Here is a 14,544-nt window from a genome sequence, read left to right as displayed (position 1 = left end):
AAATGAATGGTCAGCCTCGAATACAGGTTTCATTAGACGAACTCAAAAGGGATAGAGTTCGCAACATAAATGCTTTATTTAAAACCTTGGCTAAACGTCAAGGTAAAATTGTTGTGAACTTAACTTCTTCGAATAATACATTAATTTTTGGAGTTTCAGATAATAATGAAAATGGGTCTGATTTTTTGAATTGGAGATTTAAAACTAAGACTGAAAATTATTCAGCACTTTATTACGAACGCTGGATTCCATACGAGGCTAACATTTATTATCTGGATCGTATGTATTTTCATATTTACAAGACTGAAGTAAGCGAAACGAGGGCTATTGAATACGTTTGCTTGCATTGTGATGCGAATGAACCTGACGATACACAGCATGCTCGTTTCAAGCAAAGCCCTCATCTCCATTTCTCAACTGCGGAGCAGCCGCTACCGCATTCACATATTGCCTTAAATAATGGCAATCTTAATCAAATTTTAAGCTCTCTCGCCTCACTTCACCAGGCTATTAAGCAAGCAGTTGATATGTTGTATTGGCAAATACTTATACCAATAAAAGATCTACAACAAAAATAATATGCGGTTGAGTTACGTACACTACTTAACGGTTTATAATCACCCGATGCCCCTATACAATAATTGCACTATTCCCATAAACACCTTCCCTATCAGAAGAACTTCACCCGACCTCCCCTTCCAAGTAAACTATTGACAACCAATCTACGTTTAACAAATTGAGGGCAATAAAACACATTATGAAAACAGTACTCATTCCCCTCATTTCATAACTATTTTAATACCACAAAAAAAGCCCCTAACAGAAACCCGGGGCGATTGAAACAGACATTATCATGATACGATTACAAAAACACACGAAACAGAATAAGACAAAGGAGCAGCGCCAGGAGTCTTCGGCTAACCGTTACTCTGTACTTTATACGCTTAAAGGACAGTATCAGCATGTGGGATGTTCGACGGAGGAAGAGGCGCAGTATGTGCTGGGCATGCTGATGACGGATGGCAACCGCATACCGGTTGGGATTTATGATTCTAACACAGATTCTTTTGAATGGGAGATCATTGGTCAGTATTTTCATAGCCAGGATCCGCTAAGTGACCAACAGGCGCGTCTGCATGAAGTGCTTACCATATCCCGCACATTGCGTCGCCGCGATGCCAGCTGGCAGCCAGGTTACTTGCAGAAACCTAGCTTTTTTGCTTAGAAACAGATTTTAGAATGCGGGCGTGCTTGGTTGCGCCCGCTTTGTTATTGATCATAAACGTCCTTTCGATCCCCAACCACAACGATCATGATTAGCAGCTTACCGTCATTTACTTCATAGAGTATCCGGTAATTTCCTGCCCTGGCTCGAAAAACATTTTCAAAACCTTTCAGCTTTTTGATCCCGGTTTGATACGGATCGGTTGACAAAGAATCAATTTTTGTGAGAATCTGCCGCACGGCAGTGGCGGGGAGTTTGGAAAGTTCTTTTAGTGCACGCTTCTCATACTGAACCGTATAACTCATTTAATCTTGCCATTTTTTCGCAAGAACTCCATAGCCTCGCTTTCTGACACAAACTCTCCGTCTTTACGCTCTTCATAGAGTATTGTGTCAACCAAATCTTCAACGAGGTCGCTTTTGACGTTGGCATTGATTGTTATGCGTTTTACTTTTCCTTTGAGTGTGTATTCGGTTTTGATGCCTGCCAGTTTCATGAGATAGTGTTTTGCTTTCAAACAAATTTAAGATTTTCGATAGAATTAAAAAATCGATCTTGTTCCATAAACAGGTTATCCCTACCGAATATGCAAAACTATCAAAGCCACAATCGCGGGTAACGCCTGCACGTAAAATATCTTTTTGCTGGCTGTGACGGCTCCGTAAATTCCGGCGATAATTACGCAAGTCAGGAAGAAAATGGCGATATGAAATGCCCAGTGACCTTCGAGAAAAAAGTACCAGATCAGGCCGGCTGCCAGGAATCCGTTGTACAGTCCCTGATTGGCTGCTAATGTCTTTGTGGGCGTAAACAGTTCAGGGGCCAGTGATCCTTTGAATGTCTCCTTCCCCTTGGTTTCCCAGGCAAACATTTCAATGTACATGATGTAAAGGTGTTCCAGCGCAACGAGGCCAACGAGAATTTTGCCGAGGATTTCCATGGGTTGATTGGGTTAGCTTAATTTACTACTGCTTAGATCTGTAAACGGAAAAGTAATTAATACAATGTCACCCTTAGCCATTGTATACTTCTTTCAAATCAGCAACTGAATAAAGATCTTCCTCTTTATCCAAAAATTCAAATGATGAGCCGCCTGCAATCAAGCTTTGAATTTCATTCGTAAGCTGATGTTCTTCGTACCGCTTTCTTACGGAGTCAGCAAACTCAAAAATTGCCTCTGCTTTTTCCTCCGGCAGTTGATTGATCGCTTCTATTGTCCGCTCGATGATAGCTTGTTTTGTCATGATCTTATAGTTTGTGTATCTCAAATATAGACATTGTATGTACGGCTTCAAAGGAACGTATTTTTCGAGATGAAATTCAAAGCAAACGGCTGCATTATTGGAATCTAAAGACCAATAATGCAGCCGCCTGAACGTCCTGCTTTAAACTTTCAACTCAATTTTACTTCAAACCCTTCCCCGTAGCGGCCCAGTAAATGCCTCCGTACAAATGATCCAGGAACGATTGATCCGAATAAACCAACCCAATGTGGCCCAGACCGGTGTAGAATGCGCGGCCGCCGTCGTAGTTGTGATACCAGGCCATAGGGTGTTCTGCGCCCATTCCGGTGCCCTGGTTGGTTTTTGGATCGTAGGATTTTTCGTCGAGTGTGATCAGGATTTTAAGGTCGTCTGCGTTGTATGGTTTTTTGTATTCGTACCATTCGTCGGTCCAAAGCAGGCGTTTAGGAAAACGTTCCAAGCCTGGGAAGTTGCTGTCTTTTACGTCCAGAAATGCCGTTTGCTGTGCCGGGTGGGTCTTGAAATACATTCCTACCAACTTGCCATACCATGCCCAATCGTATTCCGTATCGGCCGCAGAGTGGATCCCTACGAAGCCTTTTCCGCTTTTAATGTATTTTTCAAATGCTGCCTGTTGCGCATCATTCAGGATGTCGCCGGTGGTGTTCAGGAAAATAACGGCTGCGTAGTTGGCCAGACTTTTATCATTGAAAACATCCGCATTCTCCTGCCAGTCGACTGAAAAATTGTGCCTGGAAGCGAGGTTACGGATTCCCGCAACGCCTTCATGGATCGAAACGTGGTGAAAACCTGCTGTTTTGGTAAATAATAAAATTTTAAACTGCTGCGCCTGGGCGTATGCCGCGCTCACGATAACAAGAAGCAGTGGCAGTAATTTTTTGAACATAATGTTTTGGGATTCGGTGTTTAAACGGGGGAATTTATTATTACTATTAAAACAGAAATGACGTGGAATATACTTTTAGCGCGACGTCAATTCTTTCCAGACAATGCGCGTATCGTAATCCGTATAATGCACATACTTCCGGTTTTGCATCCATAATAAAACGGTTTTGTCGCCCTTCTTTTTATAGCGCGGGACTACGGGGCGAACATTATCCAGCTTCGAATTTCTGGTGACAGGCGTTATTTTCCAGGTTTTGCCCAAATCTTTCGTCTCACCTTTTGAGATCTCGAAGACACTATCAACCTCATGTGAAAAATAAACGATGGAAGGATCTAGCGGATCAATTGTCAGACCGCCGGAGTAATTTTCTTCGCGCTCTCTCTTGCCTTCCGGCGTTTGCGGAAACCATTTGCCGGAGTCGATCAAATGATGATCATGCCATTTTTTACCATCAAAAACGGTGTAGTAATATTGATGATTTTCGTTGGTGGGGTAACGCGTGTAAGCTACGACCGGCCTACCTTTCTGGTCAATGACAATGTCAAAAATCCAGGCTTTCCCGGTTTCAGGAGTGGCTTTGTAAACGATCGTCGCGTCGGACGGATTGAATGGTAACTGATCAATGTTCGCGATTTTTGTGCCGTCCGCGCGCCAGAATGCACCTTTATCATAATAGCAATAATAAACAGAATTCAGCGGCTCGGAATTGGGATGTCCGTCTGTAAAAATGAGGTGGATCTTTGATTTGCCGTCGGAATAATACTTCACGTAAGGCCGGTTATTGGTGTCCAATGCCTTCGATGTGATGACGACCACTGGATCAGACCAGGTTTTGCCGTTGTCTGTGGATGTGATGAAATTGGGCTTAAAACCCACCCAACGGCCAAAACTGTAAACCTTATTATTTTCCGCACTTAATATAAATGGATTGGCATAAGTGTAAGTTTCGCGCTTAAACTTGGTCAGCAATGCTGCTGTTTGTGGTTTGAAAACGATTGAATCAGAGAATGTTGCAACGTCAAGTGGTTCCAATGTTGTGTTTTGAATCACACCCATGCCGTCTTTACTTCCGCCGTGCCAGGTGTATTGGGTCAAAATGGTTTTATCGGGCAGTTGCAAAAACGCCGGATTATCATGATCGTCGATTTCGAGTTTGGTATAGAGCGTTTTCCGGGCTGTTTTTCCTGATTCAAGATCCAATGACGCCGCAACAATGTCACCTGATTTCGTAACCCAGCCAGTTACAACCTGGCCATTTTTATCATTTGTATAAATGGCCCGCGGATCGCTGAACCAGCACCAGGCACCATCTTCGGTCAGTGCCGATACATTCTGAGCATGGAGTCTGCCGGTTAAGCACACGAATGCCAGCAACAGGAGGCGGATTTTCATAATTTTAATTTGATTATAATTCTGTGATTCCACCATCATTCGCAGCAAAAGGATGCTCTTCCTTTTTCTTAAAACGGGACAAGAAAGACTCCATCCAGGTTTGTTTTTTCAACTCCGTCGGCTCGTATGGTTTGATTGTCTTTTTGCCGATTTGTTTGTGAAATGGCTTTTTTCGCAACTGCTTTTCAAAAACGACAATAGAATCGTAGAATGCAATGCTGTTGATATGATTGGTTATTTCATTGATAGTCACCTTACTCTTATCGATCACGTGACTGTCATACAAGGAGTCCACAAGGTGTTTGGATTGCTCAATAAAGGAATTCGGATTTTTTAGTCCGCCGTGAAATTCAGCCCAGTAAGAAGTATGCGTATCTTCAACGAGATACAAACCGCCTTCTTTTACCTTCATATAAAGGGTTTCAAACGACACGCGCTGCTGGTCCATCGTATGCCCGCCATCGTCAATTATGAAGTCCAGTTCGGGCAATTGGCCCGCAACACTTTCCAGAAATGCCTTATCACTCTGAGAACCTATGAAAATGGTTGTATTTTCTTCTTCAAGCTTCTTACAGTCAGGATTAATGTCGATAGCGTAAACATGCACATGGGCACCAAAATATTTTTCCCAAAGCTGCATCGATCCGCCATGCGAAATGCCAATTTCAAGCATATTGACCTTCTGACCGCGATATTTGGCAAAATATTTTTCGTAAATGTCAAAATAATGGTCCCACTTATGGATCAGATTTCCACGGTGGCTGTAAAAAAGATCTCTTAAAGATTCATTATGCATGGCGAAGTTGAGTGGTTTTTACAAATGTAACCGCTTCCCGACTTTAAACAAATGCATGCCTTTTCATATCCTTACAAGCCCATTCGGCCATCGCATTAATCACTGATTCAAGATCCCGGCCAGAATCCGTAAGCGTGTAAGTGACGTAGGGCGGCACAACGGGCTTGGCTTCGCGGATCAATAACTTGTCGCTTTCGAGCTGTTTTAAATGCTGGATGAGCATTTTCTCCGTTATGTGCGGCATCGCTTTCCTGATCTCGGAGTAACGTTTGCTGCCCGACAGGAGGTGATACAAAATAATGGGTTTCCAATGTCCGCCGATCTTGTTCATCACATAAGTGACCGGGCATTCCTGCAACACGATCTCCCGGTTGGCATTGTACGTGGAGCTTTCTTTAACCTTTGTCATGGATACATACTTTGGGGTAAGTACTTGTCTAAAAGTAAGTACAAATATAGCTTTGCATCATCATTAAACAATAAAGAACATGAAATATATCATCACAGGATCATTAGGAAACATTAGCAGACCCGTTACAAAGAACTTAGTAGCAGCCGGACACGACGTAACTGTTATCAGCAGCAGCGCCGATAAAAAATCAGAAATCGAATCCCTTGGCGCAACACCAGCCATCGGCTCTTTGACCGACACCGAATTTTTAAAAACCACATTTCAAAACGCAGAAGTGGCTTATTTGATGATCCCAAGCAGCTTCTCCCTTCCCGACTATGCCGGATTTCAGCTCGAAGTGGCAGACAAGTATTTGGAAGCACTTAAAGGCAGCAATATTAAACACGTTGTGCTCCTAAGCAGCCTGGGCGCACACATGCGGAAGGGCGCCGGGCCGATCGATGCATTGGGTTATCTGGAAGAAAAGTTGCTAGAAATACCTGATCTGAATGTAAATTTCCTGCGCCCCTCCTACTTCTTCTCAAACCTATTCAGCCTCGCCGGAATGATCAAGCACGCAGGCATTGCTGGAAACAATTATGGTGACACCGATGAAAAACTGGTGCTAACGCATACGGACCACATTGCCGAGGTTGCGACTGAGGCTTTGCTGAATCTTTTCACTGGAAAAAGTATCACAAACATTGCTAACGACGAGCGCCACCCGAGCGAAATCGCGGCAGTATTAGGCAAAGCGGTTGGAAAAGAAAACACGCCTTGGATTACATTTTCAGACGAAGACGCGTACAAAGGAATGCTGGGCGCTGGCCTAAACGAAAGCTTCGCGCAGCTTTACAAAGAGATGGGACAAGCCGTCAGGAGCGGCGAAATGCAAGCAGAGTATTGGAAAAACAGGCCTCAGAAGCTGGGAGATTACAAGCTGGAAGATTTCGCCAAGGAGTTTGCAGGGGCATATGCAGGAGCGTAGGGCGCTGAAAAAAACTTATTTTTTGGTTGACAAACATTAATAATTTTATATATTTGTCAACCAAAAGAGACGTTTATTTTAATAGATGCTGCCATGAACCAGATATTTGCTGACCGTTTCAAATCTGCAAGGTTAAGGAGTGGGTTATCACTGCAAGACCTTGCAAACAGGCTCAATAATCAGATTAGTAAACAAGCATTGCACAAATATGAGAAGGGCGCTGTTGTTCCGGACAGCGAGCGCCTGGGACTTTTGAGCACTGTAATGAATGTTCGTCCTGATTATTTTTTCAGAGAAACCAGCATTCAGATCGGGGATCTGGCATATCGTAGCCTGAAAAGCATCCCTGCGAAAGAGGAGTATAAAGTTGTTGAGCAAACCAGAGAGTATCTTTCCCGCTATCTTGAACTGGAAGAAATATTAGGGTTGGAAAACAAATTTGAAAATCCGTTAGCAGATTTCGGATTGGTATCTGAATATCAACAGGTTAGTCAGGCCGCGAATCTTTTGAGAAAAACATGGGAGATCGGTAAAGATCCCATATACAATGTCGCTGAACTACTGGAAGATAAGTTTATCAAGGTTGTTGAGATCGACGCGGATACCAATTTCAATGGTATGCAAACCTGGGTTAATGGCTCGATTCCTGTCGTTGCATTTAATAAAAACCTGGAAGGCAAACCTGACAGGATCCGATTCACTTTATTGCATGAACTTGGGCATTTGCTTCTGAATTTTGGAAATGTTACCGAGAATCAGAAAGAGATCTTATGCCATCAGTTTGCAGGAGCGATACTTATGCCGGAAGAAACTTTGAAACAGGAATTGGGAGCGCATCGGAACAAGCTCTCCCTTCAAGAGCTTGGTAATATCAAAAAACATTATGGCATTTCCATGCAGGCGATCGTTAAGAGAGCTCTCGAATGCGGGATCGTCAATGATCATTTTGCCAAACAATTCCTTGGCATGATGAAGGAAATGGGTTGGAGAACGCTGGAACCTGTTGCTTACGAGGGCGTTGAAAAATCTAACCGGTTCGATCAGCTGATATTTCGGGGAATTGCAGAGGAACAAATATCAATGACCAAGGCAGCGGCTTTAAAAAATATGAGACTGGCAGAATTTCATATTCTGAGCTTGACACTTGCATGAATGCGGCTGTAACGGACGCCTGCATATTCATTGACTTGCGAAACTTGAATCTGATCCACCATTTCTTCGAATTGGACTATATGTTCCATAGTTCGGTCGATGTTATTAATGAGTTGTATGAAGAAGATAAACTGGTGCTTCAACCCTATGTTGATTCAGGAAGACTTACAATCCATTCAATAGATGAGTTTGAACGGCTTTGCATTCAAAAGACGCAATTTCCGGCAGCATTGTCGGAAGCGGATAAGACAGTTTTGTTTTTAGCCCAAAAGCTTAACGCCATTGTAGTAAGCAGCGACAAGGTCGTTCGGAAATATGCCAGTAAAAACGGTGTCACTTATCATGGAATGCTGTGGATTTTGGATCAATTATTGGATGTGCAGGTGATTTCCGGTCTGGAAGCTTCACAGAAGCTGGAAATGCTAATCAGAAATAATATCGTATATCAAAACAATGCGGAATTGGTTTCTGAAATGCAAAAGCGGCTTAAAATGTGGAAGAAGTAATAACAAAAGCGACCCAGGGATTACCAGGGTCGCTTTTGCTTTAACCATAGGTCAACTACTCTCTCACTTCCCCATCCGCAACCTCGTCTGCGCTCCGCCATCGGCATCCTTTAACTCTATCTTCAAACCTCCGTCCTTCACCACGCTCCTATCAATCACCAGCGTAATTTGCTGGATTCCCGGGGTTAGTGATGCTTTGATGTCGTTGCCGGACATTTTTACGGGTTTGCCGGCAATGTAGGCGCTGATCCCGTTTGACATGTTTGACGATAATGTTACGTTACCTTTGGTGAGCACTTCGATGTCGAAGCGGACAATGCTGAACGATTTGCCGGCTGTGGTTTCTATGGCAGGCACTTCGTCCAGTGGTAAGTCACCTGAGACTTTGCTGTAAACTGGTGAGTAAGTGACTTTTGAATTTTTGGTCACGGTGAATGCACCTTCGCTCATCCTGCTGGCTGTCTGCTTATCGGCACTGACACTTTCCCAACGTCTTACGAACCTGGTGTTGGGGACGCGGAAGTCGCCAGATTCTCCCATTTTTGTCAGGAAACCAATCAGGTTGATAAATTCGGTTTGATCCAGACTGGCTGTGAGGCCGGGAGGCATTAAGGAGCCCGGGACTTTTTCCATGACTTGCAACTGGCTTTTGGCAATGGAAACTTCCTTGCCCGTCACGTCACGTATAATCACTTCCGACGCACCGTCGCTGGCCAGATAGCCCAGCATTTCAGAGCCATCTTTCTTTACAACACGTTTCAGATCGTATCCTTCTTTAATCGATAAATTGGGATACAAAATAGAACGGATAATCGTCTCAGGTGGTGAACTCGTGCCCAGGCTGCTCAGGTCCGGCCCTATCAAACCACCTGCGCCGCCAATGGCGTGACAAGTTGTACAGCTTGCTTCGACCCTGCGGAAAATCTGCTCACCTTTTGCAGGATCTGCTTTTTCTCTAACCAGTTTTGCGAGACCGGCAATTTGATCATCATTAAGATCCTGCGGCATTTTTTGCGTTGGCATGGAACCGCCTGAGGCTTCGAGTGCTTTTTTGAGTGCGAGCATTTCGTCAATGTTCTGACGCGTCCAGCCTGCACGGGTTTGCACAAGTCTGCGACCAGCTTTTGCGGTTGCTTCCGGGATTTTCCTGGCTGCTATGGCGTCCGCTAATGCAGCAGCACCGGGATTCGTTGAAATAAACGCTATGAAAAGGTCGCTTACGTCCGTGTCCGCAGGCAATGTTCGCATAAGTTCAGTGGCTATGCGTGCCGCTTCTTTCGGGTCCAGTTTAGCCAATTGCGCAGCGGCGATCATTCGCACTTCCGGGGAATTTTTTGGCCCGGTCATGTCAACAGTTAATTTTGTTGCTTTTTCCTTATCTATGGCCGTTAAAGAAGCCAATGCTGCCCTTTTCGTACTCGGTGTTCCTGTTTGGATTAAGCCGGTAAGGCGATCATTCAGCTGGGTCAGTTTCCAAAGCCCGATCAACCGGATCGCGCTAAGGCTTACAGCTTCATCTTCATTCCCTATAAAATTCGCAATGCGCTCCGGCGATTTGTCCGGCTTCACATTCCGCTGGCCAGCAGCGTCTTCCAAGGCGGCTAGCTGGGCTGAAACATTCTTATCTTTACTTGCTATGGCCAGATCCAGCAGCATATTCAAGTCGGAGGGCTGCCCTAATCTGGCAATGCTCGTCAACACATCTTTTTGGTAATCCTCAGGCACTTCGCCTTTCTGGTAAAGCTGAACGAGCATTGTCGCAGCCTCAGGACTTGTTGCCGATTTCAATGCATAAGCGGTCTTTTTGGCATCACCCAATAAGTTTGGTTCCGTTTTAAGTTTCGCCAGCCACACCAGTTCCAATTCCCGCACCGTTTGCCACAATGCAAAATCAAGAAATTCATCCATTTGACCGTCCAGGACCGACAATGCATTCTTCGCAGCATCAGCCGTTTTGGTTTTGCGCAATGCTATCACCGCTTCCATTCTCACTTGTGCGTGTTCATCTTTGACAGCCTTAGCAAGCAATGCAGGCACATTCTGCACTTTTGGAAACCATAATTCCAGCGCTCGCAATGCTGCCGCGCGTGCATTATGACTCTTTGCATTTAATAATTCCAGCAAAACAGGCTGGTTAAATGTTTCAAGTGTTTGATAAACCCAAAGTGCTTCCAGCAAATTATGCTCGTAATTCGCATCGTTTTTATCCAAACCCTGCACCCATTTTTCCAAAGCAGGAACCACTTCTTTTGCACCTTTCGCTTTTAAAACCTGCTTGGCCTGCAAGCGTGTCCACTCTTCGGGTAATTTCAATGATTCCAGAAGCTCGGCTGTGCTCGCCTTTACTAATTGTGGTTTTTTAACAAGCGGACGGTTTTTTGCCACGATCCGCCAGATGCGACCGTGCTGCTGGTCGCGGCGTGGGTCGTGGAAATCCACTTCTCCGTGCTGAATGATCGGGTTATACCAGTCGGCCACGTATATTGCGCCATCGGGACCCACATTGATATCCACCGGCCGGAACGCAACATTATCCGTCCACATCAGGTCGTCGACTTGCTTGGAGGCATAACCTGCACCTTGTTCTTCTAATTTAAAACTATTAATCCTGTTGGCCCGGAAGTCGTTAGTGATCATTCTGCCTTGCCATGCGTCGGGCAAGTGCGTTCCGGAAACGACGTCCAAACCACTGTGTTTTGGCTGGCCCGGATTGAGGCCGCGCATAATGCGTGCTGCACCTGGCGCGGTTACGAATGTTGCTCCGGGAAATCCGTAGTTAATGCCCTCTCCCCCTGCTCCGTCCGTCAGGAAAGATTGTCCCCAGCGGTCAAATTGCAGCCCCCAGGGATTTACAAGGCCTCTTGCATAAACTTCCATGTCCAGATTACGCGTGTTAAGCGCCCACACACCGCCACCTTCGAGACGTTTTATGCCAAAAGGCGTTTCCACGTGGCTGTAAATGTAAATCGACTGGTTGAAATACATTCTTCCTTCCGGCCCCCAGCGAAATGTGTGGATCAAATGGTGCGTATCACCCGTTCCGAAACCGTTCAGCACGCGGCGTTTTTTGTCCGCTTTGCCATCGCCGTCCGTATCCGAGAAATGCAGGATTTCGGTAGAATTGGCTACATAAACGCCTCCGTCACCCGGCAAAATGCCGGTGGGCTGAATAAGACCTTCGGCGAAGACGGTTGACTTGTCAGCTTTACCGTCGCCATCCGTATCTTCCAATACAAAAATCTTATCATTCGCCGATTCACCCGTTTTCAAATGCGGGTAAACTGTGCTGCTCACCACCCACAATCGCCCTTCCGCGTCCCAGTTCATCTGAATGGGCTTGGCAACCATCGGGTCGGAAGCAAATAATGTCACCTCAAATCCCTCGGCAACCTTGAAGGAAGCGAGTTCTTTCTGAACATCCGGGTCGGGATCTTCTTTAATGTTCTGAACCTTATTGGAAGAGGTTGTAAGCAGGATCGTCGCCATAAGCGTCGCTCCGTATAGTAGCTTGGTTGTGTTCATGGTTTTGTATAGCAATAGGCCGTAGGCATTAGGCTCTAGGCTTTAAGCGATGATTTATAGATAGCATTATTTTTTATAGGAATGAGTAAAGCCTATCACTAACAGCATACAGCTTATAGCATACAGCCTACAGTTTATCGCCCGTTACTCTCAACTCATAAACCACTTCCTTCGGCTCGCTGTTGAGGATGATCTGGCCTTCGAGCCATTTGATCAGGATGTTTTGTTCTTCGAGACCCTTTACGTGACGGCCTTGCTCGTATCTGCGGAAGCCAATGATGTAAGTTTGGTTTAAAGGACGATATTGAAAGAAGTGTAACTCATTCTTTTTCAATATCATATTACGGATTTCAGCAACTTGCGCAAATTGCGGGCCTTGTTTTATTTCAACGCCTTTTTCCCAATCCTTCGCAGAAGCCGACGCCACCTGGTTGTTTTCTGAAACCAATGTGTAATAACCCTTTTTAAGACCGGATATCTTTACAACATGCGCATTGTCGGTAATCCAGCCAGCAGATTTCGGTGAAGGCAATGGCAGATATTTATTATCGACTGCAAATTTGGCCAAGACACCCTCTTTATCAGGGGTTAGGGAGCGACCATTGGAAACTTCGGCTATGTTGTTAGTGATCGTGATGCCCGTTGTTGCTTTTGCTGCATTCAGGCCCAATGCTTTTTCAAGCGTCGTTGCCAGGTAATAATAACCCAGCTCGTTCAAATGCACCGTATTTTCTATAATCGAATCCTTTTTGCTGACGCTTAAAATAGGATTATAAATGTCGATAAACTGTTTTTTGCGCTGCGTTGCAACTTCCGAAATGGCTTTGGAATACAATTCAAGATCCGCATTGCGCTGGGCAATGCGCTGTGCAGTGTCGCTGGAAACGACGGGGATGGTGGACAGCAAAATGGCTTTTGCGCCCAGTTCATCGATTTTATCTAGAAGTTTGTTTAAACCTTCTTTAAAATGCGGCAAGCCAGCTTGTCCGTCCTGCGCTTCTACGCCGCCATAACCCAGAAAAACAACCGTTGGCTGCGTTTTGGTAATATCTTCCATCAAATGCTCATAAGGCGTCGGCGGGTTGGTGTAAGTGCTTCTTGCCTCACCCCATACATTATCGCCCGTCCAACCCAGGTTCCTGAAAGTCACGCCTTTATCCGCAAAACGGGTGGTGAGGGCAAGTTCCAGATAACCATATTGGAAATCATTCTCAAAAATGGAATTGCCCAGAAATACAACGCGGTCGCCGTCTTTCAATGTGAAGGCTTCGGCGGAATTTGTTTGAGCTGAAACAGAAGGGGTTGGTAATGTGCTGAATAAGAATAAAATATAGCCAAATACAGCGGCTATTCGGGTCTTTCTCATGCATGATGGGTTTAGGATTATAATTGCATAATCTATAAAGGAGAATGCAGAGAGAAATTAACCGTTCAATAACATAAATAAATGCCCGCACAGCATGTCTCAGACCGGTTAGGGTCAGGCTGCACGGGCATTGAATTGAGAATCAGTTAAATGACTGCCTGAATTCCAGCGGGGAAAGTGCCGTTTTGCGTTTGAAGATCTTGTTGAAAGATTGGGGATGCTCAAACCCCAGCTGATAGGCAATCTCGGCAATTGACAGATTTGTTGTGCTCAAAATGCCTTTTGCTTTCTCGATGAGCTTATTATGAATATGCTGCTGGGTGTTCAGACCTGTGTAGGTGCGCAACATGTCGCTCAGGTAATCGGGCGAAACATTCAATTTTAATGCAACATCTTTAACCGTTGGCAATGCTAAATTTGCATTGTTGCTGAAATGATCATCCAGCAGTTCTTCAAGCTTGACAAGCACGTCGTTATGTGCAGCTTTGCGGGTGATAAACTGCCTGTGATAGAAGCGATCGGCATAGTTAAGCAGTACTTCTATTTGCGAAATAATGACACGCTGACTGAAATTATCAATGTTCGCTTTGTATTCCTGCTCAATGTTTTCCAGAATGTTGTAAATCACATTCTCTTCTTTTTTGGATAAATAAAGTGCCTCATTAACGGCATAAGAGAAGTATTTGTAATTCTTAATCTCCTTCGCGAGCGGATAACCCAGCAGAAAGTCCGCATGGAACATCAGCATAAATCCCGAGCAAGGCCTGTCGTTTCGCTCCTCCCAGCACAATTGGCCGGGAGAAATGAAAGACAAAACACCCTCGTCAAAATCATAATAACTCTGCCCATAGCGGACTTTGCCCTGAAAATCCCTCTTGACGGCGATCATGTAGAAATCGAGCACACAGCCGTCGCTGAGGTCGATGGGCGAATTGTAAATCTCATCGAACCGCACAACGCTCACCATCGGATGCTCTATCTCCTGGATTCCATACATGCGGTGCATTTCACCAATAGAACTGATTACCAGCGGATTACCCCTTTGCTTTTTCATA

16 protein-coding genes are annotated in these 14,544 nt (G+C 44.9%); 5 read left to right on the top strand and 11 right to left on the bottom strand.

What is annotated here, in order from left to right; translation table 11 throughout:
- Positions 1-2: 2 nt before the first annotated feature.
- Positions 3-578 carry a hypothetical protein gene (locus tag MUK70_RS06265; protein ID WP_234658125.1) on the top strand — a complete coding sequence of 192 codons (576 nt, stop codon included), beginning with the start codon at positions 3-5 and terminating at the stop codon, positions 576-578.
- Positions 579-853: 275 nt separating this feature from the next.
- Positions 854-1,225, top strand: a complete 372-nt coding sequence (locus MUK70_RS06260) for a hypothetical protein (protein ID WP_234604627.1) — start codon at positions 854-856, stop codon at positions 1,223-1,225.
- Between the two features lie 44 nt (positions 1,226-1,269).
- Here MUK70_RS06260 and MUK70_RS06255 read toward each other — a convergent pair whose 3' ends face one another.
- From MUK70_RS06255 to MUK70_RS06220, 8 genes are all read right to left on the bottom strand, one after another.
- Positions 1,270-1,530, bottom strand: coding sequence for a type II toxin-antitoxin system RelE family toxin (locus MUK70_RS06255; RefSeq protein ID WP_234658126.1), 261 nt, complete (start codon positions 1,528-1,530; stop codon positions 1,270-1,272).
- Positions 1,527-1,742, bottom strand: coding sequence for a hypothetical protein (locus tag MUK70_RS06250; RefSeq protein WP_234604625.1), 216 nt, complete (start codon positions 1,740-1,742; stop codon positions 1,527-1,529). The genes MUK70_RS06255 and MUK70_RS06250 overlap by 4 nt, the downstream gene beginning before the upstream one ends.
- A 60-nt stretch (positions 1,743-1,802) precedes the next feature.
- Positions 1,803-2,165, bottom strand: a complete 363-nt coding sequence (locus tag MUK70_RS06245; RefSeq protein ID WP_234658127.1) for a DUF1304 domain-containing protein — start codon at positions 2,163-2,165, stop codon at positions 1,803-1,805.
- A gap of 73 nt (positions 2,166-2,238) precedes the next feature.
- Positions 2,239-2,469 carry a hypothetical protein gene (locus MUK70_RS06240; RefSeq protein WP_234658128.1) on the bottom strand — a complete coding sequence of 77 codons (231 nt, stop codon included), beginning with the start codon at positions 2,467-2,469 and terminating at the stop codon, positions 2,239-2,241.
- 160 nt (positions 2,470-2,629) lie between these two features.
- Positions 2,630-3,376: a ThuA domain-containing protein gene (locus MUK70_RS06235; protein WP_234604622.1), complete on the bottom strand. Its 747-nt coding sequence runs from the start codon at positions 3,374-3,376 to the stop codon at positions 2,630-2,632.
- A 75-nt stretch (positions 3,377-3,451) separates the two neighbouring features.
- Entirely contained in the window at positions 3,452-4,768 is a 1,317-nt protein-coding gene (locus MUK70_RS06230; protein WP_234658129.1) for a BNR-4 repeat-containing protein, read from the bottom strand.
- A 13-nt stretch (positions 4,769-4,781) separates the two neighbouring features.
- The gene (locus MUK70_RS06225; RefSeq protein ID WP_234658130.1) at positions 4,782-5,564 is read right to left on the bottom strand and encodes a class I SAM-dependent methyltransferase; all 783 of its coding nucleotides are present in this window, start codon (positions 5,562-5,564) and stop codon (positions 4,782-4,784) included.
- A gap of 43 nt (positions 5,565-5,607) precedes the next feature.
- The gene (locus MUK70_RS06220) at positions 5,608-5,973 is read right to left on the bottom strand and encodes a winged helix-turn-helix transcriptional regulator (RefSeq protein WP_234604618.1); all 366 of its coding nucleotides are present in this window, start codon (positions 5,971-5,973) and stop codon (positions 5,608-5,610) included.
- A 79-nt stretch (positions 5,974-6,052) separates the two neighbouring features.
- On the opposite strand from MUK70_RS06220, the gene MUK70_RS06215 reads away from it, so the two are divergent.
- The 3 genes from MUK70_RS06215 (at position 6,053) to MUK70_RS06205 (ending at position 8,601) form a co-directional block, all read left to right on the top strand.
- Positions 6,053-6,943: an NAD(P)H-binding protein gene (locus tag MUK70_RS06215; RefSeq protein WP_234658132.1), complete on the top strand. Its 891-nt coding sequence runs from the start codon at positions 6,053-6,055 to the stop codon at positions 6,941-6,943.
- A gap of 93 nt (positions 6,944-7,036) precedes the next feature.
- Positions 7,037-8,095 (top strand): helix-turn-helix domain-containing protein, encoded by a 1,059-nt coding sequence (locus tag MUK70_RS06210; RefSeq protein ID WP_234658134.1) that lies wholly within the window; start codon positions 7,037-7,039, stop codon positions 8,093-8,095.
- Complete coding sequence (locus MUK70_RS06205; RefSeq protein WP_234658135.1) at positions 8,092-8,601, top strand: PIN domain-containing protein; 510 nt, start codon at positions 8,092-8,094, stop codon at positions 8,599-8,601. The genes MUK70_RS06210 and MUK70_RS06205 overlap by 4 nt, the downstream gene beginning before the upstream one ends.
- A 63-nt stretch (positions 8,602-8,664) precedes the next feature.
- Here MUK70_RS06205 and MUK70_RS06200 read toward each other — a convergent pair whose 3' ends face one another.
- The 3 genes from MUK70_RS06200 to MUK70_RS06190 all read right to left on the bottom strand — a co-directional run bounded on the left by MUK70_RS06200 (position 8,665) and on the right by MUK70_RS06190 (position 14,543).
- Positions 8,665-12,123: a PVC-type heme-binding CxxCH protein gene (locus tag MUK70_RS06200; protein WP_234658136.1), complete on the bottom strand. Its 3,459-nt coding sequence runs from the start codon at positions 12,121-12,123 to the stop codon at positions 8,665-8,667.
- Positions 12,124-12,250: 127 nt separating this feature from the next.
- Positions 12,251-13,489, bottom strand: coding sequence for a GDSL-type esterase/lipase family protein (locus MUK70_RS06195; RefSeq protein ID WP_234658137.1), 1,239 nt, complete (start codon positions 13,487-13,489; stop codon positions 12,251-12,253).
- Positions 13,490-13,631: 142 nt separating this feature from the next.
- On the bottom strand, positions 13,632-14,543 hold the full coding sequence (locus MUK70_RS06190; protein ID WP_234658138.1) for a helix-turn-helix domain-containing protein: 912 nt from the start codon (positions 14,541-14,543) through the stop codon (positions 13,632-13,634).
- Position 14,544 lies beyond the last annotated feature (1 nt).

The sequence above is a fragment of the Dyadobacter chenwenxiniae genome (assembly GCF_022869785.1).
GTDB lineage: Bacteria > Bacteroidota > Bacteroidia > Cytophagales > Spirosomataceae > Dyadobacter > Dyadobacter chenwenxiniae.
This window is presented reverse-complemented; position numbering and strand designations above follow the sequence as displayed.